Origin of the sequence: Nitrosomonas ureae (genome assembly GCF_900108305.1) — a bacterium.
GTDB lineage: Bacteria > Pseudomonadota > Gammaproteobacteria > Burkholderiales > Nitrosomonadaceae > Nitrosomonas > Nitrosomonas ureae_B.
The window spans coordinates 1-24,743 of sequence record NZ_FNUX01000026.1; the positions used below are offsets into that span (position 1 = coordinate 1).

General features: G+C 42.1%; 26 protein-coding genes, 2 tRNA genes and 1 rRNA gene. 18 read left to right on the forward strand and 11 right to left on the reverse strand.

Going from position 1 to position 24,743, the window contains the following annotated elements:
* Positions 1 to 191 precede the first annotated feature (191 nt).
* From rplS to rpsP, 4 genes are read right to left on the reverse strand one after another with little or no spacing between them, the layout of a single operon-like run.
* Complete coding sequence (gene rplS, locus C4S39_RS12255; protein ID WP_103967268.1) at positions 192 to 617, reverse strand: 50S ribosomal protein L19; 426 nt, start codon at positions 615 to 617, stop codon at positions 192 to 194.
* Between the two features lie 13 nt (positions 618 to 630).
* Positions 631 to 1,410: a tRNA (guanosine(37)-N1)-methyltransferase TrmD gene (gene trmD, locus C4S39_RS12260; protein ID WP_103967269.1), complete on the reverse strand. Its 780-nt coding sequence runs from the start codon at positions 1,408 to 1,410 to the stop codon at positions 631 to 633.
* A gap of 10 nt (positions 1,411 to 1,420) precedes the next feature.
* Positions 1,421 to 1,924, reverse strand: coding sequence for a ribosome maturation factor RimM (rimM, locus tag C4S39_RS12265; protein WP_103967270.1), 504 nt, complete (start codon positions 1,922 to 1,924; stop codon positions 1,421 to 1,423).
* Between the two features lie 33 nt (positions 1,925 to 1,957).
* The gene (gene rpsP, locus C4S39_RS12270; protein WP_103967271.1) at positions 1,958 to 2,224 is read right to left on the reverse strand and encodes a 30S ribosomal protein S16; all 267 of its coding nucleotides are present in this window, start codon (positions 2,222 to 2,224) and stop codon (positions 1,958 to 1,960) included.
* A 229-nt stretch (positions 2,225 to 2,453) separates the two neighbouring features.
* Here rpsP and C4S39_RS12275 point away from each other — a divergent pair, with 229 nt between their 5' ends.
* The 13 genes from C4S39_RS12275 (at position 2,454) to C4S39_RS12335 (ending at position 14,937) form a co-directional block, all read left to right on the forward strand.
* The gene (locus tag C4S39_RS12275) at positions 2,454 to 3,743 is read left to right on the forward strand and encodes a (Fe-S)-binding protein (RefSeq protein WP_258039438.1); all 1,290 of its coding nucleotides are present in this window, start codon (positions 2,454 to 2,456) and stop codon (positions 3,741 to 3,743) included.
* Positions 3,744 to 3,833: 90 nt separating this feature from the next.
* Positions 3,834 to 4,460 carry a 2-polyprenyl-3-methyl-6-methoxy-1,4-benzoquinone monooxygenase gene (gene coq7 / locus C4S39_RS12280; RefSeq protein WP_103967273.1) on the forward strand — a complete coding sequence of 209 codons (627 nt, stop codon included), beginning with the start codon at positions 3,834 to 3,836 and terminating at the stop codon, positions 4,458 to 4,460.
* 74 nt (positions 4,461 to 4,534) lie between these two features.
* On the forward strand, positions 4,535 to 5,098 hold the full coding sequence (locus C4S39_RS12285; protein WP_103967274.1) for a YqgE/AlgH family protein: 564 nt from the start codon (positions 4,535 to 4,537) through the stop codon (positions 5,096 to 5,098).
* 12 nt (positions 5,099 to 5,110) lie between these two features.
* A complete protein-coding gene (ruvX, locus tag C4S39_RS12290; RefSeq protein WP_103967275.1) occupies positions 5,111 to 5,596 on the forward strand; it encodes a Holliday junction resolvase RuvX in 486 nt (161 codons plus the stop codon).
* Positions 5,577 to 6,083 (forward strand): bifunctional pyr operon transcriptional regulator/uracil phosphoribosyltransferase PyrR, encoded by a 507-nt coding sequence (gene pyrR / locus C4S39_RS12295; RefSeq protein WP_103967276.1) that lies wholly within the window; start codon positions 5,577 to 5,579, stop codon positions 6,081 to 6,083. The genes ruvX and pyrR overlap by 20 nt, the downstream gene beginning before the upstream one ends.
* The gene (locus C4S39_RS12300; protein ID WP_103967277.1) at positions 6,080 to 7,033 is read left to right on the forward strand and encodes an aspartate carbamoyltransferase catalytic subunit; all 954 of its coding nucleotides are present in this window, start codon (positions 6,080 to 6,082) and stop codon (positions 7,031 to 7,033) included. Before pyrR ends, C4S39_RS12300 begins: the two co-directional genes overlap by 4 nt.
* A gap of 15 nt (positions 7,034 to 7,048) precedes the next feature.
* Positions 7,049 to 8,323, forward strand: a complete 1,275-nt coding sequence (locus tag C4S39_RS12305) for a dihydroorotase (RefSeq protein ID WP_103967278.1) — start codon at positions 7,049 to 7,051, stop codon at positions 8,321 to 8,323.
* Between the two features lie 67 nt (positions 8,324 to 8,390).
* Complete coding sequence (locus tag C4S39_RS12310) at positions 8,391 to 10,484, forward strand: M3 family metallopeptidase (protein ID WP_103967279.1); 2,094 nt, start codon at positions 8,391 to 8,393, stop codon at positions 10,482 to 10,484.
* 229 nt (positions 10,485 to 10,713) lie between these two features.
* On the forward strand, positions 10,714 to 11,478 hold the full coding sequence (locus tag C4S39_RS12315) for an MlaA family lipoprotein (RefSeq protein ID WP_103967280.1): 765 nt from the start codon (positions 10,714 to 10,716) through the stop codon (positions 11,476 to 11,478).
* A 369-nt stretch (positions 11,479 to 11,847) separates the two neighbouring features.
* Positions 11,848 to 13,002: an NAD(P)/FAD-dependent oxidoreductase gene (locus tag C4S39_RS12320; protein ID WP_103967281.1), complete on the forward strand. Its 1,155-nt coding sequence runs from the start codon at positions 11,848 to 11,850 to the stop codon at positions 13,000 to 13,002.
* A gap of 79 nt (positions 13,003 to 13,081) precedes the next feature.
* Complete coding sequence (locus tag C4S39_RS12325; protein WP_103967282.1) at positions 13,082 to 13,684, forward strand: septation protein A; 603 nt, start codon at positions 13,082 to 13,084, stop codon at positions 13,682 to 13,684.
* A gap of 2 nt (positions 13,685 to 13,686) precedes the next feature.
* Positions 13,687 to 13,989 (forward strand): YciI family protein, encoded by a 303-nt coding sequence (locus C4S39_RS12330; protein ID WP_103967305.1) that lies wholly within the window; start codon positions 13,687 to 13,689, stop codon positions 13,987 to 13,989.
* A gap of 153 nt (positions 13,990 to 14,142) precedes the next feature.
* Positions 14,143 to 14,937, forward strand: a complete 795-nt coding sequence (locus tag C4S39_RS12335) for a peptidylprolyl isomerase (RefSeq protein WP_103967283.1) — start codon at positions 14,143 to 14,145, stop codon at positions 14,935 to 14,937.
* A gap of 29 nt (positions 14,938 to 14,966) precedes the next feature.
* On the opposite strand, the gene alr is transcribed toward C4S39_RS12335, so the two are convergent.
* Positions 14,967 to 16,049 (reverse strand): alanine racemase, encoded by a 1,083-nt coding sequence (gene alr, locus C4S39_RS12340; protein ID WP_103967284.1) that lies wholly within the window; start codon positions 16,047 to 16,049, stop codon positions 14,967 to 14,969.
* A 219-nt stretch (positions 16,050 to 16,268) separates the two neighbouring features.
* Here alr and lplT point away from each other — a divergent pair, with 219 nt between their 5' ends.
* Positions 16,269 to 17,543, forward strand: a complete 1,275-nt coding sequence (gene lplT, locus C4S39_RS12345) for a lysophospholipid transporter LplT (protein WP_103967285.1) — start codon at positions 16,269 to 16,271, stop codon at positions 17,541 to 17,543.
* A gap of 12 nt (positions 17,544 to 17,555) precedes the next feature.
* On the opposite strand, the gene C4S39_RS12350 is transcribed toward lplT, so the two are convergent.
* The 6 genes from C4S39_RS12350 to ispD form a co-directional block, all read right to left on the reverse strand.
* Positions 17,556 to 18,317, reverse strand: a complete 762-nt coding sequence (locus tag C4S39_RS12350; RefSeq protein ID WP_103967286.1) for a uracil-DNA glycosylase — start codon at positions 18,315 to 18,317, stop codon at positions 17,556 to 17,558.
* Positions 18,314 to 18,784, reverse strand: a complete 471-nt coding sequence (gene rimI, locus C4S39_RS12355; protein WP_103967287.1) for a ribosomal protein S18-alanine N-acetyltransferase — start codon at positions 18,782 to 18,784, stop codon at positions 18,314 to 18,316. The genes C4S39_RS12350 and rimI overlap by 4 nt, the downstream gene beginning before the upstream one ends.
* Entirely contained in the window at positions 18,768 to 19,442 is a 675-nt protein-coding gene (gene tsaB, locus C4S39_RS12360) for a tRNA (adenosine(37)-N6)-threonylcarbamoyltransferase complex dimerization subunit type 1 TsaB (RefSeq protein ID WP_103967288.1), read from the reverse strand. The genes rimI and tsaB overlap by 17 nt, the downstream gene beginning before the upstream one ends.
* A gap of 79 nt (positions 19,443 to 19,521) precedes the next feature.
* Positions 19,522 to 20,097 (reverse strand): RNA 2',3'-cyclic phosphodiesterase, encoded by a 576-nt coding sequence (thpR, locus tag C4S39_RS12365; protein WP_258039433.1) that lies wholly within the window; start codon positions 20,095 to 20,097, stop codon positions 19,522 to 19,524.
* On the reverse strand, positions 20,064 to 20,549 hold the full coding sequence (gene ispF / locus C4S39_RS12370) for a 2-C-methyl-D-erythritol 2,4-cyclodiphosphate synthase (RefSeq protein WP_103967307.1): 486 nt from the start codon (positions 20,547 to 20,549) through the stop codon (positions 20,064 to 20,066). The genes thpR and ispF overlap by 34 nt, the downstream gene beginning before the upstream one ends.
* A 5-nt stretch (positions 20,550 to 20,554) precedes the next feature.
* The gene (gene ispD, locus C4S39_RS12375; protein WP_103967289.1) at positions 20,555 to 21,259 is read right to left on the reverse strand and encodes a 2-C-methyl-D-erythritol 4-phosphate cytidylyltransferase; all 705 of its coding nucleotides are present in this window, start codon (positions 21,257 to 21,259) and stop codon (positions 20,555 to 20,557) included.
* A 215-nt stretch (positions 21,260 to 21,474) separates the two neighbouring features.
* On the opposite strand from ispD, the gene prfB reads away from it, so the two are divergent.
* The 4 genes from prfB (at position 21,475) to C4S39_RS12395 (ending at position 24,739) form a co-directional block, all read left to right on the forward strand.
* A protein-coding gene (gene prfB / locus C4S39_RS12380) for a peptide chain release factor 2 (protein ID WP_146059770.1) occupies positions 21,475 to 22,582 on the forward strand; the annotation gives its coding sequence in 2 pieces (ribosomal slippage) (positions 21,475 to 21,555 and positions 21,557 to 22,582; 1,107 coding nt in all).
* 336 nt (positions 22,583 to 22,918) lie between these two features.
* Positions 22,919 to 24,456, forward strand: a 16S ribosomal RNA gene (locus tag C4S39_RS12385).
* A 120-nt stretch (positions 24,457 to 24,576) separates the two neighbouring features.
* Positions 24,577 to 24,653: transfer RNA gene (locus C4S39_RS12390), tRNA-Ile, on the forward strand.
* A 10-nt stretch (positions 24,654 to 24,663) separates the two neighbouring features.
* Positions 24,664 to 24,739 (forward strand) — tRNA-Ala (locus C4S39_RS12395).
* Positions 24,740 to 24,743 lie beyond the last annotated feature (4 nt).

Genomic DNA, 24,743 nt, shown 5'->3' on the forward strand with positions numbered 1-24,743 from the left:
CAGCGCCATTTTAACATCTTCGGTCGCTATGATCACTAACATACAGTGCATTTATAACTAATATCAAATGCTTAAGGGTTTTTCAGAATCGACTAAGTAATAATGCATAATTAAGGCAAGCGAAGGCTTGAATTGCAATTACCGTACACTAATGCAGCACATAATGTACGGATTTTCGATATTATCCGCACTCACTCTGTCGTGATGGCATCCGGTTCTGACTGCGCAGTTTGCTTTAGATTCTTGTTGTTAGCAGTGGCGCGGGCAGGTAGCTTTTCGCGGATACGGGCGGATTTTCCGGCACGATCCCTGAGGTAATAAAGTTTTGCACGGCAAACTGCGCCCCTGCGTTTAATTTCAATACTTGCTATTAGTGGAGAGTAGGTCTGGAAGGTGCGTTCCACGCCCTCTCCGCTTGAAATTTTGCGAACAGTGAATGCTGAATTTAGTCCGCGGTTTCTTTTGGCTATTACGACACCTTCATAGGCCTGTACACGTTTGCGCTCCCCTTCGACAACATTTACGTTGACAATTACGGTATCTCCGGGGGAGAAGTCGGGTACATCTTTGTTCAGGCGCTTCATTTCTTCCGCTTCTAATTGCTCAATCAAGTTCATGTTTTTCTCCTATTTACTGATTCTGCCTGGATTTGCAGGATTGTTTAAATTCTTCTAAAAGTTTTTCTTCTTCTAATGTCATGCCATGGGCAAATTTTAAATTAAATAAATCGGGCCTTTTAAGCCATGTTCTACCAAGTGCTTGCTGAAAACGCCAGCGACGGATTTTTGCATGGTTACCTGACATCAATATTTCGGGTACATGATTGCCTTTGTAAATTTCTGGGCGAGTATAGTGTGGGTAATCTAACAAGCCTTCTGCAAATGAATCCTGATTTGCAGATTCAGGATCACCTAACGTTCCTGGAATTTGCCTGACAATACAATCTATTAGTATCATCGCAGCCAACTCTCCACCAGAAACAACATAATCTCCAACAGAAATTTCTACATCTACCTGACGGTTGATCAAGCGCTCATCAATGCCTTCATAGCGTCCGCAGAGTAATACTAAACCTGGTAGCTTGCTCAGTTGTGTGACCATTTCATGGTCAAGCCGACTCCCTTGAGGTGTTAGGTAGACAACTGTAGGTTTGTCAATACCCAATGCATTTTGTCTTGCTCGCGCCCGAATGATAGCGTCATCTAGGGGCTGGGCCATCATGACCATTCCAGGTCCGCCTCCGTAGGAGCTATCATCCACTGTGCGATAATGGTCGTGAGTAAAGTTCCGCGGATTCCATGTGTTGAGACTGAAAATGCCGTTCCTATTTGCTTTGCCTGTAATGCCATATTGTGTAATGGCATCGAACATTTCTGGAAACAATGTAATGAGATCGAATTCAAATGACATGGTCTGTGCCTTAATAATCCCAATCCCAGTCCACTATGATTTGAGCATTTTTCAAATCTACTTTCACGATATACTGCGAAATGCAAGGTATAAGAATTTCTTTTTTTTCTTGGTCTATCCTTATAATGCGTAAAACATCGTTCGCACCCGTTTCGAATAAACCGACGACCGTACCCAGCTTCTCTCCTTTTAAATTAAGGACCTCAGCATTAATTAAATCAGTCCAGTAATAACCATCAATCCCGTTCTCTGGCAAATCAGGTAACCAATCGCGTGGGATTGCTATTTGTATTCCTTTGAGTTTTGTTGCTTGTGTGCGATCAGAATATTCTTTTAGCTTTACTAATAAAGCGGTACCATAGATATGGCCATTAGCCACATGTACTTTTTGCCACTCAGAATTTTCATTGCCCAACCACCATTGTGAATATTCCATCAATCCATCTAAATGCTCTGTGTAAGGATTGATTTTTATCCAGCCATGAACTCCATATGGGCCGATAATATGACCCATTACTATCATTCGTGCAATTTCGGTTTAGCTACTTTAACCGTTTACTGGAACTTCTTTTTTAGTTGCGAATTGTTTGATCAAGCGGGCTACAGTTGATGATAATTGCGCGCCTTGGGATTGCCAGTAAGCAACTCGTTCCAATTGAACTCGAAGCGCTTCCTCGCCACCCGTCGCTCTTGGATTGTAAAAACCGATACGCTCTATGAATCGACCATCACGCGCATATTGGGAGTTTGCTACAACCATGTTAAAAAAAGGACGCTTCCTTGCACCACCCCGCGCTAACCTGATAATGACCATAATTTTATATCTGCCTTTAAAACTTTAAACTAAAATTGGTTGATAATGTTAATTTTTAAATTAGAAATACATGCCAGCCCAACGGACGAACTAATTAACATTTAATTTTACATGAAATTTAATGAACGTGACAAGAGATAATATAATCATCTTGTTGAAGCCGTTAACTATTAATAGCAATTGGGATAAGCGTGTTAAAACTTAATCTTGTGGAATTAATAAATTGAATTTGCCTTCCAGCCCCTCTTTAAGAGATTTTGTTAACAGTGAATCAAATCAGTGTGTTTCATGCGGCTTGTGTTTGCCGCATTGTCCTACTTATCGCCTGCTGAAATCCGAAGCAGACTCTCCACGTGGACGAATCAATTTGATGAACGGGTTTGTTAATGGGCGAATTCCATTGAATGTACGATTCATTCAACATATGGATCGTTGTTTGACTTGCAGAGCCTGTGAAGTTGTTTGTCCTAATAATGTGGCTTATGGAAATTTGATCGATAGTATGCGTGCATTGATTGCTGATCAACCCAAGTCTGTTGACTCGCCGCGAAAGCTCTTTGTGATAAATTTATTGAAAAAACAATTACTCAATAAACCTGCACGACTGGATCGCTTGCGTGGATTGTTTTATTTTGTGCAGAAAAATAGTTGGTTACGCCGGATAAGAGAATTAAGCAATTTGGGTAATAATAACCTTGTGCGGTTTGTCGCGCAGCTTCCATTGATTAAATTTCCGCACATGGGAGTGATTGGCGAAAAACACGGCAGGAGTAATTTTTGGAAGGAAATCTACCCTGCGATAAACAAAAAGCGTGGCGAGGTTGGGTTGTTTTTAGGCTGTGTGGCACGTTTAACAGATGTGGCGACGTTAAATTCCTGCATTTATGTGTTGAATCACTTGGGATATACAGTATACGTTCCAGCGGATCAAGTGTGTTGCGGTGCTATATACCAGCATGATGGAGCGATCAAAGATGCTTTAGCATTATCGCGGCAGAATAAATCTGCTTTTGCGAGATACGATATTGATGCAATTATTAGTACAGCCTCAGGTTGCGGTGCGCAATTGCTTGAATCCAGAATAACGAATGGTCACACCCGAATTGTGGATATTAGCCAATTTTTGATTGCAAATGGTGAATGGGGAGATGTGAATCTAGCGGCGCTACCGGAAAAAATACTAGTGCATGAACCCTGCAGTCAGCGTAATGTATTGCAGGAACAAGCATATCCTTATAAGTTGATCGAGCTTATCCCGGGTGTGCAAGTAGTGCCATTGCCAGGTAATAATCAATGCTGCGGCGCTGCGGGGACTTATTTCCTGGATCAACCCGATATTGCTAATATGTTATTGAATGAAAAGATATCGGCGCTTGAGGAAAGTGGCGCCAGATATCTGGTTACTTCAAATATTGGTTGTGCTATGCATTTTTCAAATAGAATGTATGAAGATGGGATGCGGGTAGAGGTGTTGCATCCGATTACATTACTGGCAAGACAAATGGGTTTTAAATTGTAATGAAGGCATATTTAATATATAGAATTATAGTTTGCCCAAGAATCTTGATAGTATTTTTATGCTACACACGCTCACTTGAGATGTTAAATAATGATTAATATTGATAAGCTTATTATTGGTTTTGATAGTGCCTTGCGTACTTTGTTAACTTCGGCTCAGACGGCGCGCCCTGTTCCTGGTAGCGAGTTGCCAGAAGCGGCTCTGACCGATATAGAGAAACGATTGTCTTGTGCGTTGATGCGAGTGAATCATGTAGGTGAAGTATGCGCACAGGCTTTGTATCAGGGGCAGGGATTAACGGCACGGAATGAGGCAGTGCAGCAAACATTATTACGAGCTGCTCGTGAAGAAACAGAGCATCTGGCGTGGACAGAACGTCGCATTGTTGAGCTGGGTGGGCGTAAAAGCGTACTTAATCCACTTTGGTATGGCGGATCTTTTGCTATAGGAATGTTCGCGGGAATGCTGGGAGATAAATGGAATCTTGGTTTTCTTGCCGAGACAGAGCAGCAGGTAGGGGCGCATTTATCCGGTCATTTACAGAGATTGCCCGATAATGACGAAAAAAGTCGTGCTATAGTGAAACAAATGGAAATTGATGAAGCTGGTCATGCAACAATGGCATTGTCGCATGGAGGGGTGGAGTTACCTCTGCCAGTGAAGGTTGCTATGAAACTAGGATCAAAAGTAATGACTCAAACTGCATACTGGATTTAAGTGGTAAAATTTTTCAACAATTTTATACAATAAGTGAAAGAATCATAATGTATTGAGTAGATAGAGATTCCGCCATGAAAAATGTTAATTTGACACATCATTTCTTAATTGCGATGCCGGCAATGGTGGATTCAATATTTTCTAAAACACTGACCTATGTTTGCGAGCATAACGAGCATGGAGCATTGGGAATTGTCATAAATCGGCCAACAGATATGACATTGATCAATCTTTTTAGGCAATTGAGTATTTCATCAACGTATTCTCTTGCTGAGTCGGTTCCAGTGTTGTTTGGCGGACCTGTACAATTGGATTGTGGATTTGTTTTACACCGTCCGGTAGGTAGCTGGCAATCAACGTTGAGCGTGAATCAAGAGATTGGTTTGACCACATCGATGGATATCTTAAAAGCTATCGCCAATGCCGAAGGGCCGAGCCAAGCTTTGATTGCGATGGGATATGCCGGCTGGGCAGCAGGTCAAATTGAACATGAATTGGCTCAGAACGCGTGGTTGACTGTGCCAGCTTCAATAGATGTGATATTTGAACTCCCTTCTGAAGAAAGGCTTCCTGCTGCAATGCAGCTATTGGGGATTAACGATTATGCAAATCTATCCAATGAAGTGGGGCATGCTTAAGAATTAGAGCAAATGATAGAGCATTTATCGAAAAAGCAGCAGATAAATCAGCTAACTGAGCAATTTTCTGATGGATCCATTCTAGCCTTTGATTATGGAAAAAAGCGAATAGGAGTGGCTGTTGGCAATACTGCATTAGGTGTGGCGCATCCCCTTACTACAATTGATAGCGAAGTGACAAGTAAGCGTTTTGTAACGATTGCTCAATTAATCGACACGTGGCAACCAGTATTGTTTGTGGTGGGCTTGCCATTGCATAGTGACGGAGCGGCGCATGAATTAACTCAGTTAAGTCAGCGTTTTGCGCGGCGCCTGGTAGGACGTTTTAACATTCAGGTCGTAATGCAAGATGAGCGTTATACTAGTCAAACAGCCAGTGCTGTTTTACGTGAGGCTGGTGTCGTTGGTCGGGAGCAAAAGTCAGTATTGGATCAAATAGCCGCACAACAAATACTTCAATCATTTTTTGACGAACAGCATGCAATTACCAGACGCTGAGAAAGTTTTCAATAGTCTTGCAAGAAAAATACGGACTGATAATAATAAGGATTATGCCCTTGTCGGTATTTGTACAGGCGGAGTGTGGCTAGCGGAGCGTTTGCACCAGGAGTTGGCGATCACAAAGCCGCTCGGTATATTGAGTGTGTCTTTTTATCGAGATGATTTCGATAAGATTGGGTTGCATGCACAAACTAAACCGTCAGAAATTCCTTTTGAAGTGGAAGGAGCGCATATTCTTCTGGTCGATGACGTCCTGAACACGGGACGTACCGTGCGTGCGGCGATCAATGAATTGTTTGATTACGGGCGGCCGGCATCGATTATTCTGGCAGCTTTGATTGATCGTGGTGGCCGGGAATTACCGATTGCAGCGCGATATACTGGCGTTGAACTTGAGCTGCCAGAAGAAAAAATGTTGGAATTGAAGCGGAATGAAAGCGGAAAGCTAAGCTTAAATTTATATAATAAAGATTCTCCGGAATGATCAATAGAAATCCGCAGCTGGATGAAAATGGCGCGTTGCAGCATTTATTGACGACGGAAGGTTTGCCGGTGTCTATACTGCTGCATATTCTGGATACAGCCGAATCTTTTGTGGGGGTTACTGAGCGTGATGTTAAGAAAATACCATTGCTGCGCGGTAAGTCGATATTCAATCTTTTCTTTGAATCAAGTACGCGTACACGAACCACATTTGAAATTGCCGCCAAACGTTTATCAGCTGATGTCATCAATTTAAATATTGCTGTTTCTGCGCAATCCAAAGGTGAAACACTGTTGGATACCGTGAACAATCTTTCTGCGATGAATGCCGATATGTTTGTGGTGCGGCATGCGCAAAGTGGCGCTGCTCACTTGATTGCAAAGCATGTCCGCTCAGATATTCATGTCATCAATGCTGGGGATGGAAGCCATGCGCATCCCACGCAAGCTTTGTTAGATATGTTTACGATACGGCGTTACAAGCATGATTTTCGCAACTTACGTGTTGCCATTATCGGTGACATTTTGCATTCACGAGTAGCGCGATCACAGATTCACGCATTAACGACATTGGGTGTTCCGGAGGTGCGCGTTATTGCACCGAAAACTTTGCTGCCCAAGATGGTGGAACGCCTTGGTGTGCATGTTTATCATGATATGGCAACAGGCCTAAAAGATGTTGATGTATTGATGATGTTGCGTTTGCAGAATGAGCGGATGAAAGGCGCAAACTTACCTAGTGCGGAGGAATATTTTAAATATTATGGACTGACTGTGGACAAGCTGTCGCTTGCTCGGCGCGATGCAATCGTGATGCATCCTGGGCCGATGAATCGTGGCGTAGAGATCGATTCAGCAGTTGCAGATGGTAAACAATCGGTGATTTTGCCTCAAGTGACATTCGGCATTGCAGTGCGTATGGCTGTGATGTCAATCTTAACAGGCAATTAGGTTTAAAGATTGCTCATGAAAATTCATATCAAAAATGGACGCTTCATTGATCCAAAGAATGATATTGATTCTGTGCAGGATGTTTTTGTTGCTAAGGGCAAAGTTGTCGGGATAGGTAAAGCTCCTGCTGAATTTCAGGCGAGTCGTATAATCGATGCTCAAGCGCTAGTGGTATGTCCTGGTCTGGTCGATTTATCCGTGCGTTTGCGTGAGCCAGGATTAGAATATAAAGCGACTCTAGAATCTGAGATGAATGCGGCCGTTGCCGGCGGTGTAACGAGCATTGCGTGTCCCCCAGATACGGATCCACCGCTGGATGAACCAGGTTTGGTGGAAATGTTGAAGCATCGCGCTAAGAATCTGAATCAAGCGCATGTCTATCCCATTGGTGCGCTCACTCAAGGATTGAAAGGTGAGCGATTGACTGAAATGGCGGAATTGAACGATGCCGGGTGTGTGGTTTTTGGTCAGCCGGATGGTTTATTGCCAAACCTCAAGGTGCTCATGCAGGCGATGCGGTATGCCTCTACATTTGATTTTAGCGTGTGGTTGCGTCCTCAAGAAATCAGTTTGACGGGTGATGGTGTGGCGCATGATGGTGAGGTCGCAGCCCGATTAGGGTTACTTGCAATCCCCGTTTGCGCAGAGACAATTGCTATTTCCAACATTATATTATTAACAAAAGAAACGGGAGTCAAAGTACATCTGTGTCGAATTTCCAGTGGTGAAGGGCTGGCGATGATTCGTGCTGCCAAGCAACAGGGTTTGTCGATAACCTGTGATGTGACAATTAACCATCTCCATTTGTCAGATATGGATATTGGTTTCTTTGATTCCAACTGTCATTTAATGCCACCACTGCGTGGTTCTGATGATCGCGATGCGTTGCGGCAGGGTCTGCTGAATGGTACGATTGACGCGGTTTGTTCTGATCATGCGCCGGTAGATGAAGATGCCAAACTGTTGCCATTTGCTCAGTCTGAGATTGGAGCTACGGGCGTAGAGCTATTGCTGCCCTTAACATTAAAATGGGGGACAGAGATGCGTTTGTCTTTGCCAAAGATTTTAGCAAAGATTACTTCGGATCCGGCGGGTATTCTGGGTATTGATGCGGGGCATCTATCCATCGGTAGCGCGGCTGATATTTGTATTTTTGATCCTGATCATTACTGGAAAGTGACGTCTTCGGCCATTCTGAGTCAAGGCAAAAACACACCTTTTATGGGTATGGAATTACCGGGTGGGATTAAATATACTCTGGTGAATGGTCATATTGTTTATGAGCATTGAATCCGCTCGTGCTTTTCTGATTTATTAACGATACACGAAGAAATATTTTTCAATTATCGGGAGAGATATGTCTAATCCATTGCTTGATTTTTCTGGGCTTCCTCGTTTTGCAGAGATAACGAATGAGCATATTGCGCCAGCCATTGAAGCACTGTTGAAAGAAAATCGCGCTTTAATTGAAAAAGTGCGAACTGATGTTCAAGCGCCTACATGGCAGAATTTTGTACAGCCAATGGTAGATGCGAGTGAGCGCTTGTCACGTGCTTGGGGTCAGGTGTCGCATTTAAATGCGGTGATGAATACTCTACAGTTGCGGGAAATATACAATGCCAATTTACCTCTAATCACTCAGTTTTATGCTGAGTTATCTCAGGATGTGGTGCTGTTCGAAAGATTTAAACAATTGCGTAAAAATTCGGAATTCAACCATTTGACTTCGACGCGGAAGAAGATCATTGAGAATGAATTGAGAGATTTTCGTTTAGGTGGCGCGGAATTGCCGTCTGAGAAGAAGCAGAGATTCTTGCAGATTCAGAAAGAGTTATCAAACTTATCATCAAAATTCAATGACAATTTACTGGATGCAACGAATGCATATGAATTATTGATTGAGGATGCCAGAACCGTAGCGGGTATTCCGGATGATGTGCTGCAAGCGGCCAAGGAATTGGCGGCAACGGACTCCAAGGCCGGTTGGAAGTTTACCTTACATATGCCTTCGTATCTTCCTGTAATGCAATATGCTGATGATCGAAGTTTGCGCGAGAAAATGTATCGTGCTAATGCTACGCGAGCCAGTGAATTTGATAGTCCGGCTGGATCGGATAGGGATAATATGCTGCTTATTAACGAAATATTGAAGCTCCGTCAGGAAGAAGCGCAAATGCTGGGTTATGGAAATTACGCTGAAGTTTCTTTGGTGACAAAGATGGCGACCTCTCCGCAACAGGTTCTGGATTTTCTTAGGGAACTGGCGATTAAGGCAAAGCTGTATGCCGAGAGAGATTTGCAAACACTTAAGCAATTTGCAGCTGAGAAGTTAAATCTGCCAAAACTTGAGGCTTGGGATGTGACTTATGCCAGTGAAAAATTGCGAGAAGAACGTTATGATTTTTCAGATCAGGAGGTTAAGCAATATTTTCAGGAAGATAAGGTACTCGCTGGTATGTTTAGGTTGGTGGAGAAACTGTATGGGATTCAGATTTGTCCTGTATTGATTTCGCGTGAAGTTCAGTGCTGGCATCCCGATGTTAAGTTTTTTGATATTCTGGATGCTTCCGGACAATTGATTGGTCAATTTTATTTGGATCTCTATGCACGAGCGACTAAACGGGGCGGTGCTTGGATGGATGAGGCGGTAACGCGGCGCCGAATTGATGATCAGCAAACAGGAAAGCACAGGATACAAGTGCCGGTCGCATATCTTACGTGTAATTTCTCGGCACCTGTGACAATTAACGGTCAGTTACGTCCTGCATTATTCACGCATAATGAGGTAATTGTGTTATTTCATGAATTTGGTCATGGTTTACATCATTTACTGACAAGAGTAGAGGATTTGGGCGTATCGGGCATCAATGGTGTCGAATGGGATGCGGTAGAGTTACCAAGCCAGTTTATGGAGAATTTTTGTTGGGAATGGGATGTGGTGAGTGGAATGACGTGTCACATTGATACAGGGGCGTCCATACCCAGGGTTTTATTCGATAAGATGCTGAAAGCAAAAAACTTTCAGAGCGGGTTGCAAATGTTGCGGCAAATTGAATTTGCCTTATTTGATATGCATGTGCATTTTGATTATAAACCGAATGGCAACAAGACGGTTTTACAGTTAATGGATGAGATTCGGAGTGAGGTGGCAGTGATCATTCCGCCTGATTTTAATCGTTTCCCGAACAGCTTTGCGCATATTTTTGCCGGGGGATATGCTGCCGGTTATTATAGCTATAAATGGGCAGAGGTTCTTTCTGCGGATGCTTACAGTGCGTTTGAAGAGGTTGCATCAACTAGTGTAGTTAATGCGGTGACGGGATCACATTTTCTTGAAGAGATTCTTGCAGTGGGGGGTAGTCGCCCGGCATTGGAATCATTCATAGCTTTTCGGGGACGAGAACCAGAATTAGATGCACTGTTGCGCCACAATGGGATGGGAGTGACATAAGATAAATTAACTTATAGCATTTTTTGAATGAATTTTTAGTTAATTGCTTTGACAATTCCGCCGTATACCTAAAGCTTGCGATCTGGTTCAATAAAATTCTTTTTATATTTAGACAGGTAGTTACTCGTTTATGGCTACTCTGAGCAAATATATCATTTTGGATCAATTCGTATTGAACCTATTCTATAAATGTGGCAAGATCGATAAAATTTTTTACTAAAATAACAAGATGATTAATATTATTCATTCCAAAGTTGTCGCTATTCTATTGACCGGCCTATTTTTAACCGGCTGTGCTTCCACAAAATTGAATAACGAGGATGGTCCTTACGATCCTCTGGAATCAATGAATCGTGCAGTTTTTGATTTTAATGAGATGGTCGATAATAATGTATTCGAGCCAGTTGCTAAAGGTTATAAGAAAATTATGCCTGACCCCCTCGAGTTGATGGTAGGGAATTTTTTTTCAAACCTTAATGATGTAGTGGTACTAACCAACTCTGTACTTCAATTAAATTACGAGAGCGCGCTCGCCAGTAGTGCACGATTACTTATCAATACCACTTTTGGTATTTTTGGTCTGATTGATATTGCAAGCGATATCAGTGCAGCCAGTGACGTTAATCTTAGTAAACGAAATGAAGATTTTGGCCAAACCTTGGGTCGCTATGGAGTCGGTAGCGGACCTTACGTGGTGCTTCCTTTCCTAGGGCCGAGTTCGGCTCGCGATACTTTTGGCATTGCTGTTGACAGCTTTTTTATGGATCCTGTTACACAGGGAGTAACCGGGGTTTTTATCAATAATGTGGACTATATTAATTCTACTGCTTTGCGACTTCCGGTAGCAGCAGCAAGAGTTGTAAATACACGTGCGCAGCTACTGGATATTGAGAAAACCCTGGAAGAGGCCGCGTTGGATAAATATGAATTCATGCGCGATGCATATCTTCAAAGACGCACCAGCTTGGTGAACAACAACAGTGAAGAAAAATAGGAAGGTGAACTTCCAACGGATTAATCGTGTTGGCGTGGCCTTTTTTAAATTTCCGGGAATTAATAAAATAGTATCGGCATCGTTTGATATAGTATTTTAATTAATAAGCAATTTATTGATAATCGACCAGCATACCTAAAAGCACATTGATAAGGAATTTTTCCAGATTCAATGTGCTTTTTTTAATCTTGAGAATGAAAGCAGGGTAAAAAACAATAATATTGTGATTTGCGATTTGATCTAAGGTGCAGCACTGTGGTTACAGTCTAGAGAGCCAGAGTGGATTGGATGGGAAGTTATTTCAAATAGGGACTTATCCAAAGTGCGGAATGATTCAAATGTATTTTGAGATAACGGGGAAGTGAGTCAATGAAAAATTCAGTGGTGATTGTGGGTAGTGGTTTGGCTGGTTACGGCGTGGCGCGCGAAATACGCAAGCTTAATTCAGAGCTGCCGATTGAAATGTTTTCAGCTGATCATGGTGGTTTCTATTCCAAGCCTATGTTATCTAATGCATTATCATCCGGTAAAAATCCTGATTCTATTTTGAATGGAGATGCTGCTAAGATGGCATCACAGTTGAAAATTTCCATTCGTCCCTTTTGCCGGGTTACTCTGATAGATCAAGAGAAGCATACGATAACTTTGTCTGATGGCGAAAAAATAATTTACGGGCAGCTGGTTTTAGCATTGGGTGCAGACCAAGTCCGTTTGCCATTGTCAGGAAATGGTACAGAGGGGATATTAACCGTCAATGATCTTGATGATTATAAGAAATTCCGGGACGCTTTGGTTGGTCGAGCGAGAGTTTGTATCATAGGAGCGGGTCTGATTGGTTGTGAATTTGCGAATGATTTGGTGGCGAGTGGCTATCGAGTCGATGTGATTGATATGGGTGCGCAGCCGCTTGGTCGTTTGCTGCCACCAGAGGGGGGGGCATTTATACAGAAGAAACTAGAGGAAGCTGGCGTATTTTTTCATTTAAGCACAACAACCCAGGCGGTAGATCAAATACAACAGGGAAGGTTTCGTCTGACGTTAGCCAATGGCGAATCAATCGAGTCTGATATTGTATTGTCAGCAGTTGGATTAAATCCGCGCGCGCAACTTGCTGCCGCGGCTGGTATTCAGGTTAATCGTGGTATTGTTGTGAATCGTTTGCTGCGGACTTATTGCGCCGATATTTATGCATTGGGCGATTGCGCTGAAGTTGAAGGAAAAGTGCTACCATTTGTAATGCCCATTATGCATGCCGCGAAAGCTTTAGCTGCAACACTTACGGGTAATCCCACTCAGATTCATTATCCGGCAATGCCGGTAATTGTAAAAACTCCATCATGTCCAACAGTAGTTTCACCGCCGGATTTTAGTATCAAAGGTAAGTGGAATGTTGAAACAGAGGAAGATGGTGTTAAAGCACTTTATCAAAATGACGCAGGAAATATACTTGGATATGCATTATTGGGCGCAGCAATCAAGGAAAAAAATAACTTGACCCCTCAATTACCTGCGGTATTGAATTGATAATGATCAGTATTTGAATTTTAGTAATTCTAAGCGATTAGATGATTGATAATACGATAGATATAACATACCTGACGCAATGAAGTTTTTATTCGATATTTTTCCAGTAATATTATTTTTTCTAACTTTTAAGCTGTACGATATTTTTATAGCAACTGCCGTTGCGATAGTAGCGGCTATTGCACAAATTGGCTGGCTTTGGTTGCGAAAGCAGCAAATAGAAAAGATGATGTGGATAAATCTGGCGATTATCGTGGTTTTGGGCGGAGCTACATTGTTAGCTCAGGATGAGACATTTATTAAATGGAAACCGACAGTTCTATATTGGTTGATCGCATCTGTTTTATTAGTATCGAGTTTGGTGTTTAGAAAAAATTTGATTAAATTAATGCTTGAAAAGCAAATAGTCTTGCCTGTAGCAGTATGGGATAAGCTTAATTTGAGCTGGACAGTTTTCTTTCTATTAATGGGAGCGGTTAATCTCTATGTTGCCTTTAGCTTCTCAGTAGATATCTGGGTTACATTTAAGCTATTCGGTGCTACGGGAATGATGCTTGTGTTTATAATTTTGCAAGTCATGGTATTGGGAAAACACTTGAAACCAATGCCTGAAAGAATTCAGACTGTAAATGAACAAGATAATTTGATTGAAAAAATCGACAATAAGGCTGGAAAGAAATAATGATGTTATATGCGATAAATGCAGAAGATGTACCTAATAGTTTAGAGAAAAGAATATCAGTTCGATCAGAACATTTAACAAGAATCAGGGTATTGCAGGAAGCCGGACGACTAATTTTAGCGGGACCATATCCTGCAATTGATAGTCAAGATCCAGGGCCGCTTGGTTTCTCGGGTAGTTTGATAGTGGCAGAATTTGAATCTCTGGAGGCAGCTCAGGCTTGGGCTAATGAAGATCCCTATGTTAGCGCAGGCGTTTATCAAAGAGTAACAGTTAAACCTTTTAAAAAAGTTTTACCTGAGTAAAAACTTAGGGTGTATTTTTCTCTATAATATCAAGTGATTTCGCTAGAAATGCAGACTATAGAGTTCACGTCTTACATGTAAAGGCGTATACTCCAAGCTGAGACTATATTCTGCTGAATATAAATTTTATCCTAATCGTAAAAAGGAAATTCCATGGATTTAAAGAAATTTTCACAAGTGATGATAGTTAGTGTTTGGGGCTTGATTGCATTCTCGGTTCAAGCTCAGTCATCAGGAGTTGTGGCTAAAGTAAATGGTGTGGCAATTCCACAATCTCGCTTGGAATTAATGGTGAAAGCGAATGTAGCGCAGGGACAGCAAGATGGTCCGGAGATGAGAAAGGCTTTGCGTGAGAATCTGATTGCGGAAGAGATTCTCGCACAAGAATCGACTAAAAAGCGCCTTGATCAAGATCCAGAAGTTATTGCGCAACTTGAGATAGCGCGCCAAGCAGTTTTGGTGAGAGCATTTCAAGCTGATTATATAAAACATAATCAGGTCAGTGATGATACCTTACGCAAGGAATACGATGTCCTAAGAGTGCAGATGGGGGATAAAGAATATAAAGCTCGCCATATTCTTGTAGAAAATGAAAATGAAGCGCGGGATATTATTGCTAGTCTCAAAAAAGGCGGTAATTTTGCCAAAATTGCTGAAGAAAAATCTATCGATGACGGGAGTAAGGAAAATGGCGGAGAATTAAATTGGAGTCCGCCAGCTGCTTATGTCAGACCGTTTTCCGAGGCGCTGGTGAAATTATCGAAAGGTGGAATGACGGAACAACCAGTACAGACTTCATTTGGGTGGCACGTAATTCAACTGATGGATATACGGCCAATGGAAGTCCCTCCGTTTGAAGAAGTAAAACAAAATATACAGCAGCGCGTATTGCAGCGCGAATTTGCTACAGTAGTGCAAGATTTACGCAGTAAAGCAAAAGTAGAATAACTTTCTTTCGATGTCGGGTAGATTGGGAATTAAAACGACTTAAGAAATTTCCTGTCTACCCGAGCAGAGAGTCCGCAGAGTAGCTGATAACTGGAAGTTCCAGCGTATGTGGCTATTTCTTCGACAGGCATGCCTTTACCCCAAAGAACAACGGGGTCTCCTAGTTTGGTATTTTCAGCTTCGGTAAGATCTATAGCCAGCATATCCATGGATATTCGGCCAAGTAATCGACTACGTTGATTATTAATCAATATCGGAGTTCCAGTAGGTGCGTGACGTGGATAGCCATCAGCATAACCGCACGCAACAATCCCAATGCGCATTCGATCATCAGCTTTGAACAGTCCATGGTAACCGACTATATCACCGGGTTCCAAATCATGCATCGCAATAATTTTACTAGATAGTGTCATGACTGGCAGAAGATTAAGATCTGCTGCAGTTTTATCTGGAAAAGGTGAAGCGCCGTATAACATGATTCCAGGGCGAACCCAATCACTGTGCGTTTCAGGATAATTAACGATGGCTGCTGAGTTTGCAAGAGAACAAGGATAGTTATATGTCTCGGTGATTGTTTCGAAACATCGAAGCTGACGAAGAACGCTTGCTTTTTCGGAAGGATCATCAGCGCTAGCAAAATGCGTCATGAGCGTAATATTTTTTACATGTTGATTGTTTTCTAATTCTTTAATGACTTGTGGCAATTGTTTGGGAGATAATCCGAGGCGATTCATGCCGGTATTAACTTTTATGAATATGTCCATTTTATGATTCTTGAGATCAGATAGCATGGATACTTGTTCAGTGTGATGAATGACGGGACTCAATTGATACTGCTCAACTAAAGCTATTTCCTTTGTAGAAAAGAAACCTTCCAAAAGTAAAATTGATTGCTGGTAGCCTGCAGCGCGTAAAGTTATAGCGGCATCCAATTCCAGTAGCGCAAATCCATCGGCATTCTTAAGAGCGTTTGCGGTATGAAGTAATCCATGGCCGTATGCATTCGCTTTGAGAACTGCCAAAATGCGTGCGTTGGGTGCGTATTGACGGACTATTGTCAGATTATGTGCTAAGGCAGAATGATCAAAAATTGCTTGAATAGGGCGCGACATCAAATTTTATGATAAAAATAAATAGGTATTGGCGAGATTCTTTCCAGTGCACTGAATATATTTTCAAGCGTTGGTGATTCGGCAATTTGCATAATATGCTAATCTCATAAACTTCATTGAAGTTATCGGTAAAGAATGAGCTAAAGTTTTTTTATAAATAGGCCTAAAGAAATTTCACCAATTATTACTGGCAAAGAACCAACACTACGGGAAATAAGTTTGAAACGCGGGTTTTATACAATTATGGCAGCGCAATTCTTTTCCTCACTCGCAGATAATGCTCTGCTAGTTGTAGCAATTGCTTTGCTAATCGATTTGCATGCTCCCGCTTACTTAACGCCCTTGTTGAAGTTTGTTTTTGTACTGTTTTATGTCATTCTTGCTCCATTTGTTGGCGCGTTTGCTGATTCTATGCCCAAAGGGCGGGTCATGTTTATTAGCAACACCATCAAAATTACTGGTTGTGGGTTATTATTTGTTGCCATGCATCAGCATTTTGCATTAGCTGCATACGCAGTCGTAGGATTGGGTGCTGCAGCTTACTCACCCGCTAAATATGGCATATTGACAGAATTATTGCCACCTGAAAAATTGGTGATTGCAAACGGATGGATTGAAGGGTTAACAGTAGCATCTATTGTATTAGGAACAGTCTTGGGTGGTGTATTAATCACTCCATCGGTGGCGAATGCCTTGTTGGAATTTGATTTTCCATTTATAGAGACAGGGATAGATAATGCGCTGGAAAGTGGGATCTTTTTAATAGCCATCATCTATGCTATTGCGGCATTGTTTAACTTGTATATTCCTAATACGGGTGTCGATCATCGTATTCCTAAGAGAAATCTTTTTTTTCTGGTGCATGAATTTAGTCACTGCGTCAAATTGCTCTGGTCGGACAAACTTGGGCAAATATCTCTTGCGGTAACTACTTTGTTTTGGGGAGCAGGTGCCACACTCCAGTTTATCGTATTGAAATGGGCCGAAGTGGCAATGGATTATCCCCTCAATCAAGCGGCACAACTGCAAGGTGTGGTGGCCTTAGGTATTGCTGCAGGTGCTATTATGGCAGCTCGTTGGATTTCTTTGCGACAATCGGTAACAGTTATTCCGCTGGGTATTGTAATGGGTATTGTTGTGATGGCTATGATTTTAGTAACGGATTTGTGGATAGCTATTATCTTGTTGATGCTGATTGGTGGGCTGGCAGGTTTTTTTGTGGTACCGATGAATGCTTTATTACAACATCGTGGACATATTCTGATGGGTGCAGGACATTCTATTGCAGTGCAGAATTTTAATGAGAATTTGAGCATTTTAGTGATGCTGTCACTCTATGCTTTATTAATTCTATTCGAAGTGCATATCTATATTGTCATTGCCGTTTTCGGATTATTTGTTTCTGTCATGATGACATTGGTTAGGAAATGGCACCTGTCAAATCAGAGTAAGGAAGATTCATTGTATTTGATCGGCGCAAGAAAAGGGCGTTAATTTACTTCTCAATTAGTTAGGTTTAGGGTGTGAGGTATTATTAAATGGAGATGGATTCTGAATCAATGATTCCATGACTGATTGGGCGAAGCATAAATCTTTCCAGGCTTTGGCTTTTTCTGGAAGAGAACGCAATAAATAGGCAGGATGATAGGTAACAATCAATGGTATTCCAGAATAATCATGTATTTTCCCACGTAAACTGGAAATGCTATTGTCACACTTAAGTAGGTTCTGTGCGGCTACTTTGCCTAATGCAATAATAATCTTGGGTTTGATCAATGCAATTTGTTTGGTCAGGAAAGGCTCGCACTGCGCAGCTTCGTATGTACTAGGATTTCTATTATTTGGGGGGCGGCATTTGACGATATTGGTAATATAAATCAGATGCCGACGGTTTAATTTAATTGCCGACAACATTTGATCAAGTAATTTCCCGGCTTGCCCTACAAATGGTTCACCTGTTTCATCTTCCCTTGCCCCAGGTCCTTCGCCAACAAATAACCAGCTTGCGTTCTTATCGCCAGTGCCAAATACAGTGTGAGTGCGAGTCTTGCTCAAAGGGCAGGCTGTGCAATGCGATACTGCCAGCTTCAATTGATCAATTTCTTTGGATTGCGCTGGGTTCTCTTTGAGCGTAAACGAAGATGTGATATCTTCATTTTTAGGAGATTCCGGAAAGGATGATTGATTAATGCCTGGAGTTTCCGATCTAAAGTACCATGCCGGTAATAGATTTAATTCTTTAAGTATTTGTCTGCGTCGATTATTCATAACTCCAGTTGCATAACAAGAGCATCTTCGCGACCACACATGGCTGGGTAGTAGCCTTTTCGTGTGGCAATTTGATGAAAGCCCATTCGTTTGTAGAGCTGCGCAGCGCCATGATTGGATTCACGTACATCGAGAAATATCGATTTTACTTCTTGTTCTTTGGCATATTCAATGAAATATTGAAGCAATTTTTTACCTAAACCTTTCTTTTGCCAATGTGTGGCAATACCAAGTGTCAGTATATGGGCTTCTTCAGGGCTCATCATCATGATTCCATATCCCATGAGCGTATCATCTTGCTCGAGTACCTGACATATATAGCCTGCTTTAATGGAGTCTGCAAAATTTCCTGGTGACCATGGAAAAAGAAAAATTTCACGTTCGACGAGAATAATGCGATCTATATCCGAATGGCGCATTTTTCTGATGTCAGCAGCTCGCTGTGCTGTGTCATAACTGTCGTTCATTTTCTTTTAGTGCTACTTTGTTTCGTAAGTATATGGGTGTTGCATTAGCTGGATTGATCCCAGGGTGGAGTAGTGCAAGCTGGGCGATTTCTTTAGCGCGCGGATGAAGATTGCAGTGAATTTGTTGAAGATTTTCACAATAGTGTGATGATAATTCTTCGTGATAAACATCGAATCCGCTGCCGCAGCCATGCCAATTAGAATCAGTGTCGGATAAAGTCGGGGCTTGTTGTGGTAAACAAAGAATGGGCGAGCTAATGGTTTTCCATCCATGGTTTGTCATTTTCTGATAGATAGCATGATAAATCTCGCCCATACGAGCATCAAGCGCCACAATAACCTTTTGTTTGTCTATTTTCTGTGCTACGGCTTCCAAGGTACTGATTCCTATAACGGGAATGCCGGTGGCATAAGCTAGACCCTGTGCGACTCCGCATGCGATACGTAAGCCAGTAAAAGATCCCGGACCAGCGCCAAAGGCAATGCTGTCAATCTGCTGCAATGTCAATTTTGCTTTCCACAGCATTTCATGAATCATAGATAAAAGAATTTCTGAGTGGCGTTGTCCTGCATGAACTTCTTTCTCTATTATTACCCCTTCCAGTTGAAGCGCAACGGAACAAAATTCGGTAGAAGTCTCAAGAGCGAGAATTTTCATGGTGATTGTAATGTTGAAGTATCCGAGGAAATTGATTTGATTATGAGAAAATATCAAGGGATTTTTATTTATGAGATCTTTATTTTAAATGCCAATGATTGAGCGGAATATATTCTACCCCGTTGTGTGTTGGTTGCGATTGTATGAGGAACCATTGATTGACATACCATTGAATAGGTTTAATCATATTAGCGTTAATATGACAAATGGTTTTGCGGATTATAGTAATGTGCGGCTTGTAGGCACGATTGTCAAATACGAAACCACTTTCTGATAGCGCAATCTTTAACGAATCAGTAAGAGAAAAGAGTGCTGCAGGAAATTCTTTTGCCCGAATGTAAACGATATGATTGTGCTTCCAATAACCGATTATGTCTAATTTAAGCGCAAATTTTTTTGCTGATATAGTTTGTGCGATTTCTCGTAGTGTTTGAATCTGGTGGATGCTGATATTTCCCAGGAATAGCAATGTCATATGAAGATGCTGCATTTTAATTTTATGACCACCGTAAATGGATTCAAGCATTTCGCTATGTTGTATCAATTGCTTTTGTACCTGTTTGTTAGGGAAAATCGCAAAAAATACTCGAATTGATTTTCTTTCTATTTTATTACTCTTGATCAAAATTTCTTTCCCATATGACCAATTAAGCATACAACTTCGGCCGCAATACCTTCTTCACGGCCAATTGCGCCCAAACGTTCAGCAGTTTTCGCCTTAATATTGATATTACCGGCTTGAGTTTTTAGATCCTGTGCAATATTGCTAATCATGGCCGGGATATGCGGTGCCATTTTAGGAGTTTGAGCAATAATAGTTGCATCAATATTAATGATCTTATACTGAGAATTTTCCAATAAGCGATGTACATTGCGTAATAACAATCGGCTATCGATATTTTTATACTGAGGATCGGAATCAGAAAAATGTTTTCCAATATCTCCCAATGCTGCGGCCCCAAGAAGGGCATCGCAAATAGCATGTAGTAATACATCTGCATCAGAGTGACCCAATAATCCCTTATCGTGAGGGATTGTGACGCCACCAATAATCAAATGACGGCCTTCGACCAGTTGGTGTACATCAAAACCTTGACCTATTCTCATCGTATTCACGGATTGTTCCTTTGATGAATAATTAATTCTGCTAATGCCAAGTCCTTAGGATAAGTGACTTTAAAATTGTAAGTATCACTCAGTATAAGTTTGGGATGGAGTCCTAGCGCTTCGATTGCACTTGCATCATCAGTAATGTGGAGTTTCTTAGCATTCTGTAGTGCTTTGGTAAGTAATTCATAGCGAAACATCTGCGGTGTTTGTGCTTGCCATAAATTTTCTCTGGGTTCGGTGCGCATCACGAGATTATCGATATTGCTACGTTTTAAGGTATCAGAGACGGGTACTGCTAATAACCCACCTACTTCATCGTGAGTTAATTCACTAATTAATTTGTCCAGTTGAACCACGGTTAAGCATGGTCTGGCAGCATCGTGCACTAGAATCCAATCATTGTTATCAATCAAGTTTCTTTGCTTTGCTATAGCGAGCCCATTTAGTACACTTTCAGCTCGTGTTGCACCGCCACAGTTAAGTACGATTAATTTATCAGAAAACTCTGACCAATCATGTTTGATCCAGTTGCAATCGTCGGGGGCAAGCACGACAAATATGCTTGTAATAAGCTTATTATGATAAAGTGTATTTATTGAATGATAAATCATAGGCTTATCGTTCAAGAATAAATATTGCTTGGGGAGTTCGCTATCCATGCGAGATCCTGAACCTGCAGCTGGAATTAAAGTAAAAAACCTTGTCATTATGATTCTTGTTAGAGAACTGGTTGGTGAAGCAAGCTAGATAAAATTATTGCAGTAATTATAATTTCTTGTGTGTTTTTTGTCTGAGATTATTGATGTTTGTATTTATTTATTCAGTATGAATACTTATTGTGGTGTGTTTGAGTTCACGAAGGTGAGTGAGCTTTTTGTTCAGTAGTGGTTATAATTACTAAATTTAATTCTAGGCGGAGCTTATGGAAGCTGAACAAATTAATGCAATTTCAAATCGCATTCAGGATCTTGATAATCGAGCCAGCGAGTTACGGAGGTTTCTTTGACTTTGATTCCAAAAAAACTCGACTGGATGAATTGACACGATTACTTGAGGACTCAACCGTTTGGAGCGACAGCAAACGTACTCAAGAAATAGGTCGTGAAAAAAAATTACTGGAAGATACCGTCGTTACATTGGTATCTATGGAGAAGCAGCTTGGCGATGCTAAGGAGTTATTTCAAATAGCTAAGGATGAGGCGGATGAGGCAGCGCTTGCCAGTATTTCGATTGATGCCGAAAATATTGAAAAAGCTATAGCAAACTTGGAATTCCGGCGTATGTTTTCTGGCTCGATGGATCCAAATAATTGTTTCATGGATATACAATCAGGTTCTGGAGGAACCGAAGCACAAGACTGGGCTGCCATGCTTCAGCGTATGTATCTGCGTTATTGTGAAAGGCAAGGTTTTGATGTGGAAATTTTGGAGGAGTCACCAGGTGATATTGCCGGTATCAAGAGCGCTACTTTAAAAGTTTCTGGTGAATATGCATATGGTTTTTTGCGGACAGAAACTGGTGTACATAGACTGGTTAGAAAATCTCCATTTGATTCTGGTAATCGTCGCCATACTTCATTTTCCAGTGTCTTCGTTTATCCAGAAGTTGATGATAGTATAGAAATTGAAATCAATCCGGCAGATTTAAGGATTGATACGTTTCGAGCGTCTGGAGCTGGTGGGCAGCACATAAATAAAACAGATTCCGCCATTCGTATTACACATAATCCTACCGGAATAGTTGTGCAATGCCAAAGTGGCCGATCGCAACATCGAAATAAGGCGGATGCGCTTGCAATGTTGAAGTCTAGGTTATTTGAGGCGGAGTTACGCAAGCGCAATGAGGAGAAACAGGCTATAGAGGAGAACAAAACGGATATTGGTTGGGGCCATCAGATTCGATCGTATGTATTAGATCAGTCGAGAATAAAGGATTTACGTACAAATGTTGAAGTTGGAAATACGCAAAATGTATTAGATGGGGATTTGGACAATTTTATCGAGGCGAGTCTCAAACAAGGAGTTAAGTAAGTTGAATTTGCCATCGGTAACTGAGTGATTGTATTTTCGGAAGTTTTTTAATATGGTTGGGGTGTTCGGATATTCATTGCAAAAATAAGATTAGAAATATCTTGACCCATGTTATAGAGTCTGTATAATTCCGCTTCTCTGCTGCTTGGCAAGTATTAATAAATAAAGTGGCAACGCTCTTTAAAAAATTACAATCGATAGGTGTGGATACTTAATAAAGTGAAGAGGATTAAAATCCTCAAAAAATAAAATAGTATTCGCAAGAAATAATAGGTGTTGATAAATTAAGATATTTTATCAATTATCAAAACGTCAAGCGAAAGAGTTAATAGAGTCAAACTTAAGAGTTTGATCCTGGCTCAGATTGAACGCTGGCGGCATGCTTTACACATGCAAGTCGAACGGCAGCACGGATGCTTGCATCTGGTGGCGAGTGGCGGACGGGTGAGTAATACATCGGAACGTGTCCTTAAGTGGGGGATAACGCATCGAAAGATGTGCTAATACCGCATAATATCTAAGGAAGAAAGTGGGGGATCGAAAGACCTCATGCTTTTGGAGCGGCCGATGTCTGATTAGCTAGTTGGTGGGGTAATGGCCTACCAAGGCAACGATCAGTAGTTGGTCTGAGAGGACGACCAGCCACACTGGGACTGAGACACGGCCCAGACTCCTACGGGAGGCAGCAGTGGGGAATTTTGGACAATGGGCGCAAGCCTGATCCAGCAATGCCGCGTGAGTGAAGAAGGCCCTCGGGTTGTAAAGCTCTTTCAGTTGAGAAGAAAAAATTCTGGCTAATATCCGGAATTCATGACGGTATCAACAGAAGAAGCACCGGCTAACTACGTGCCAGCAGCCGCGGTAATACGTAGGGTGCGAGCGTTAATCGGAATTACTGGGCGTAAAGGGTGCGCAGGTGGTCTTGTAAGTCAGATGTGAAATCCCCGGGCTTAACCTGGGAATTGCGTTTGAAACTACAAAACTAGAGTGTGGCAGAGGGGGGTGGAATTCCATGTGTAGCAGTGAAATGCGTAGAGATATGGAAGAACATCGATGGCGAAGGCAGCCCCCTGGGTTAACACTGACACTCAGGCACGAAAGCGTGGGGAGCAAACAGGATTAGATACCCTGGTAGTCCACGCCCTAAACTATGTCAACTAGTTGTTGGGTCTTATTAGACTTGGTAACGAAGCTAACGCGTGAAGTTGACCGCCTGGGGAGTACGGTCGCAAGATTAAAACTCAAAGGAATTGACGGGGACCCGCACAAGCGGTGGATTATGTGGATTAATTCGATGCAACGCGAAAAACCTTACCTACCCTTGACATGTCAGAAAATATTCAGAGATGAATTTGTGCTCGAAAGAGAATCTGAACACAGGTGCTGCATGGCTGTCGTCAGCTCGTGTCGTGAGATGTTGGGTTAAGTCCCGCAACGAGCGCAACCCTTGTCATTAATTGCCAGCATTAAGTTGGGCACTTTAATGAGACTGCCGGTGATAAACCGGAGGAAGGTGGGGATGACGTCAAGTCCTCATGGCCCTTATGGGTAGGGCTTCACACGTAATACAATGGCGCGTACAGAGGGTTGCCAACTCGCGAGGGGGAGCCAATCTCAAAAAGCGCGTCGTAGTCCGGATCGGAGTCTGCAACTCGACTCCGTGAAGTCGGAATCGCTAGTAATCGCGGATCAGCATGTCGCGGTGAATACGTTCCCGGGTCTTGTACACACCGCCCGTCACACCATGGGAGTGGGTTTCACCAGAAGCAGGTAGTCTAACCGTAAGGAGGGCGCTTGCCACGGTGAGGTTCATGACTGGGGTGAAGTCGTAACAAGGTAGCCGTAGGGGAACCTGCGGCTGGATCACCTCCTTTCAAGAGAGCTTTATTTAAGTGTCCACACTTATCGATTGTCTTAATAAGCAGAACTAAGATCTGGGAAGCTTTTGTGAGATAAGTTTGTCCGGGATATGGATGATGCTTAGACTCGCTTTGGGGTCTGTAGCTCAGTTGGTTAGAGCACACGCTTGATAAGCGTGGGGTCGGTGGTTCAAGTCCACCCAGACCCACCAACAAAATGAAGGGGGTGTAGCTCAGCTGGGAGAGCACCTGCTTTGCAAGCAGGGGGTCATCGGTTCGATCCCGTTCACCTCCACCATATC

Excerpts from the sequence above, each read along its gene's own strand:
- C4S39_RS12330 (WP_103967305.1), top strand. The coding sequence starts at position 13,687 with ATGTTATATGCGATAAATGCAGAAGATGTACCTAATAGTTTAGAGAAA.
- rimI (WP_103967287.1), bottom strand. The coding sequence starts at position 18,784 with ATGAACGACAGTTATGACACAGCACAGCGAGCTGCTGACATCAGAAAA.
- C4S39_RS12300 (WP_103967277.1), top strand. The coding sequence starts at position 6,080 with ATGATCAATAGAAATCCGCAGCTGGATGAAAATGGCGCGTTGCAGCAT.
- C4S39_RS12285 (WP_103967274.1), top strand. The coding sequence starts at position 4,535 with ATGAAAAATGTTAATTTGACACATCATTTCTTAATTGCGATGCCGGCA.
- C4S39_RS12325 (WP_103967282.1), top strand. The coding sequence starts at position 13,082 with ATGAAGTTTTTATTCGATATTTTTCCAGTAATATTATTTTTTCTAACT.
- C4S39_RS12305 (WP_103967278.1), top strand. The coding sequence starts at position 7,049 with ATGAAAATTCATATCAAAAATGGACGCTTCATTGATCCAAAGAATGAT.
- rplS (WP_103967268.1), bottom strand. The coding sequence starts at position 617 with ATGAACTTGATTGAGCAATTAGAAGCGGAAGAAATGAAGCGCCTGAAC.
- C4S39_RS12335 (WP_103967283.1), top strand. The coding sequence starts at position 14,143 with ATGGATTTAAAGAAATTTTCACAAGTGATGATAGTTAGTGTTTGGGGC.
- rimM (WP_103967270.1), bottom strand. The coding sequence starts at position 1,924 with ATGGGTCATATTATCGGCCCATATGGAGTTCATGGCTGGATAAAAATC.
- ruvX (WP_103967275.1), top strand. The coding sequence starts at position 5,111 with ATGATAGAGCATTTATCGAAAAAGCAGCAGATAAATCAGCTAACTGAG.
- tsaB (WP_103967288.1), bottom strand. The coding sequence starts at position 19,442 with ATGAAAATTCTCGCTCTTGAGACTTCTACCGAATTTTGTTCCGTTGCG.
- C4S39_RS12350 (WP_103967286.1), bottom strand. The coding sequence starts at position 18,317 with ATGAATAATCGACGCAGACAAATACTTAAAGAATTAAATCTATTACCG.
- thpR (WP_258039433.1), bottom strand. The coding sequence starts at position 20,097 with ATGCTTAATTGGTCATATGGGAAAGAAATTTTGATCAAGAGTAATAAA.
- ispD (WP_103967289.1), bottom strand. The coding sequence starts at position 21,259 with ATGACAAGGTTTTTTACTTTAATTCCAGCTGCAGGTTCAGGATCTCGC.
- ispF (WP_103967307.1), bottom strand. The coding sequence starts at position 20,549 with ATGAGAATAGGTCAAGGTTTTGATGTACACCAACTGGTCGAAGGCCGT.
- coq7 (WP_103967273.1), top strand. The coding sequence starts at position 3,834 with ATGATTAATATTGATAAGCTTATTATTGGTTTTGATAGTGCCTTGCGT.
- trmD (WP_103967269.1), bottom strand. The coding sequence starts at position 1,410 with ATGTCATTTGAATTCGATCTCATTACATTGTTTCCAGAAATGTTCGAT.
- pyrR (WP_103967276.1), top strand. The coding sequence starts at position 5,577 with ATGCAATTACCAGACGCTGAGAAAGTTTTCAATAGTCTTGCAAGAAAA.
- C4S39_RS12315 (WP_103967280.1), top strand. The coding sequence starts at position 10,714 with ATGATTAATATTATTCATTCCAAAGTTGTCGCTATTCTATTGACCGGC.
- alr (WP_103967284.1), bottom strand. The coding sequence starts at position 16,049 with ATGTCGCGCCCTATTCAAGCAATTTTTGATCATTCTGCCTTAGCACAT.
- rpsP (WP_103967271.1), bottom strand. The coding sequence starts at position 2,224 with ATGGTCATTATCAGGTTAGCGCGGGGTGGTGCAAGGAAGCGTCCTTTT.
- C4S39_RS12320 (WP_103967281.1), top strand. The coding sequence starts at position 11,848 with ATGAAAAATTCAGTGGTGATTGTGGGTAGTGGTTTGGCTGGTTACGGC.
- C4S39_RS12310 (WP_103967279.1), top strand. The coding sequence starts at position 8,391 with ATGTCTAATCCATTGCTTGATTTTTCTGGGCTTCCTCGTTTTGCAGAG.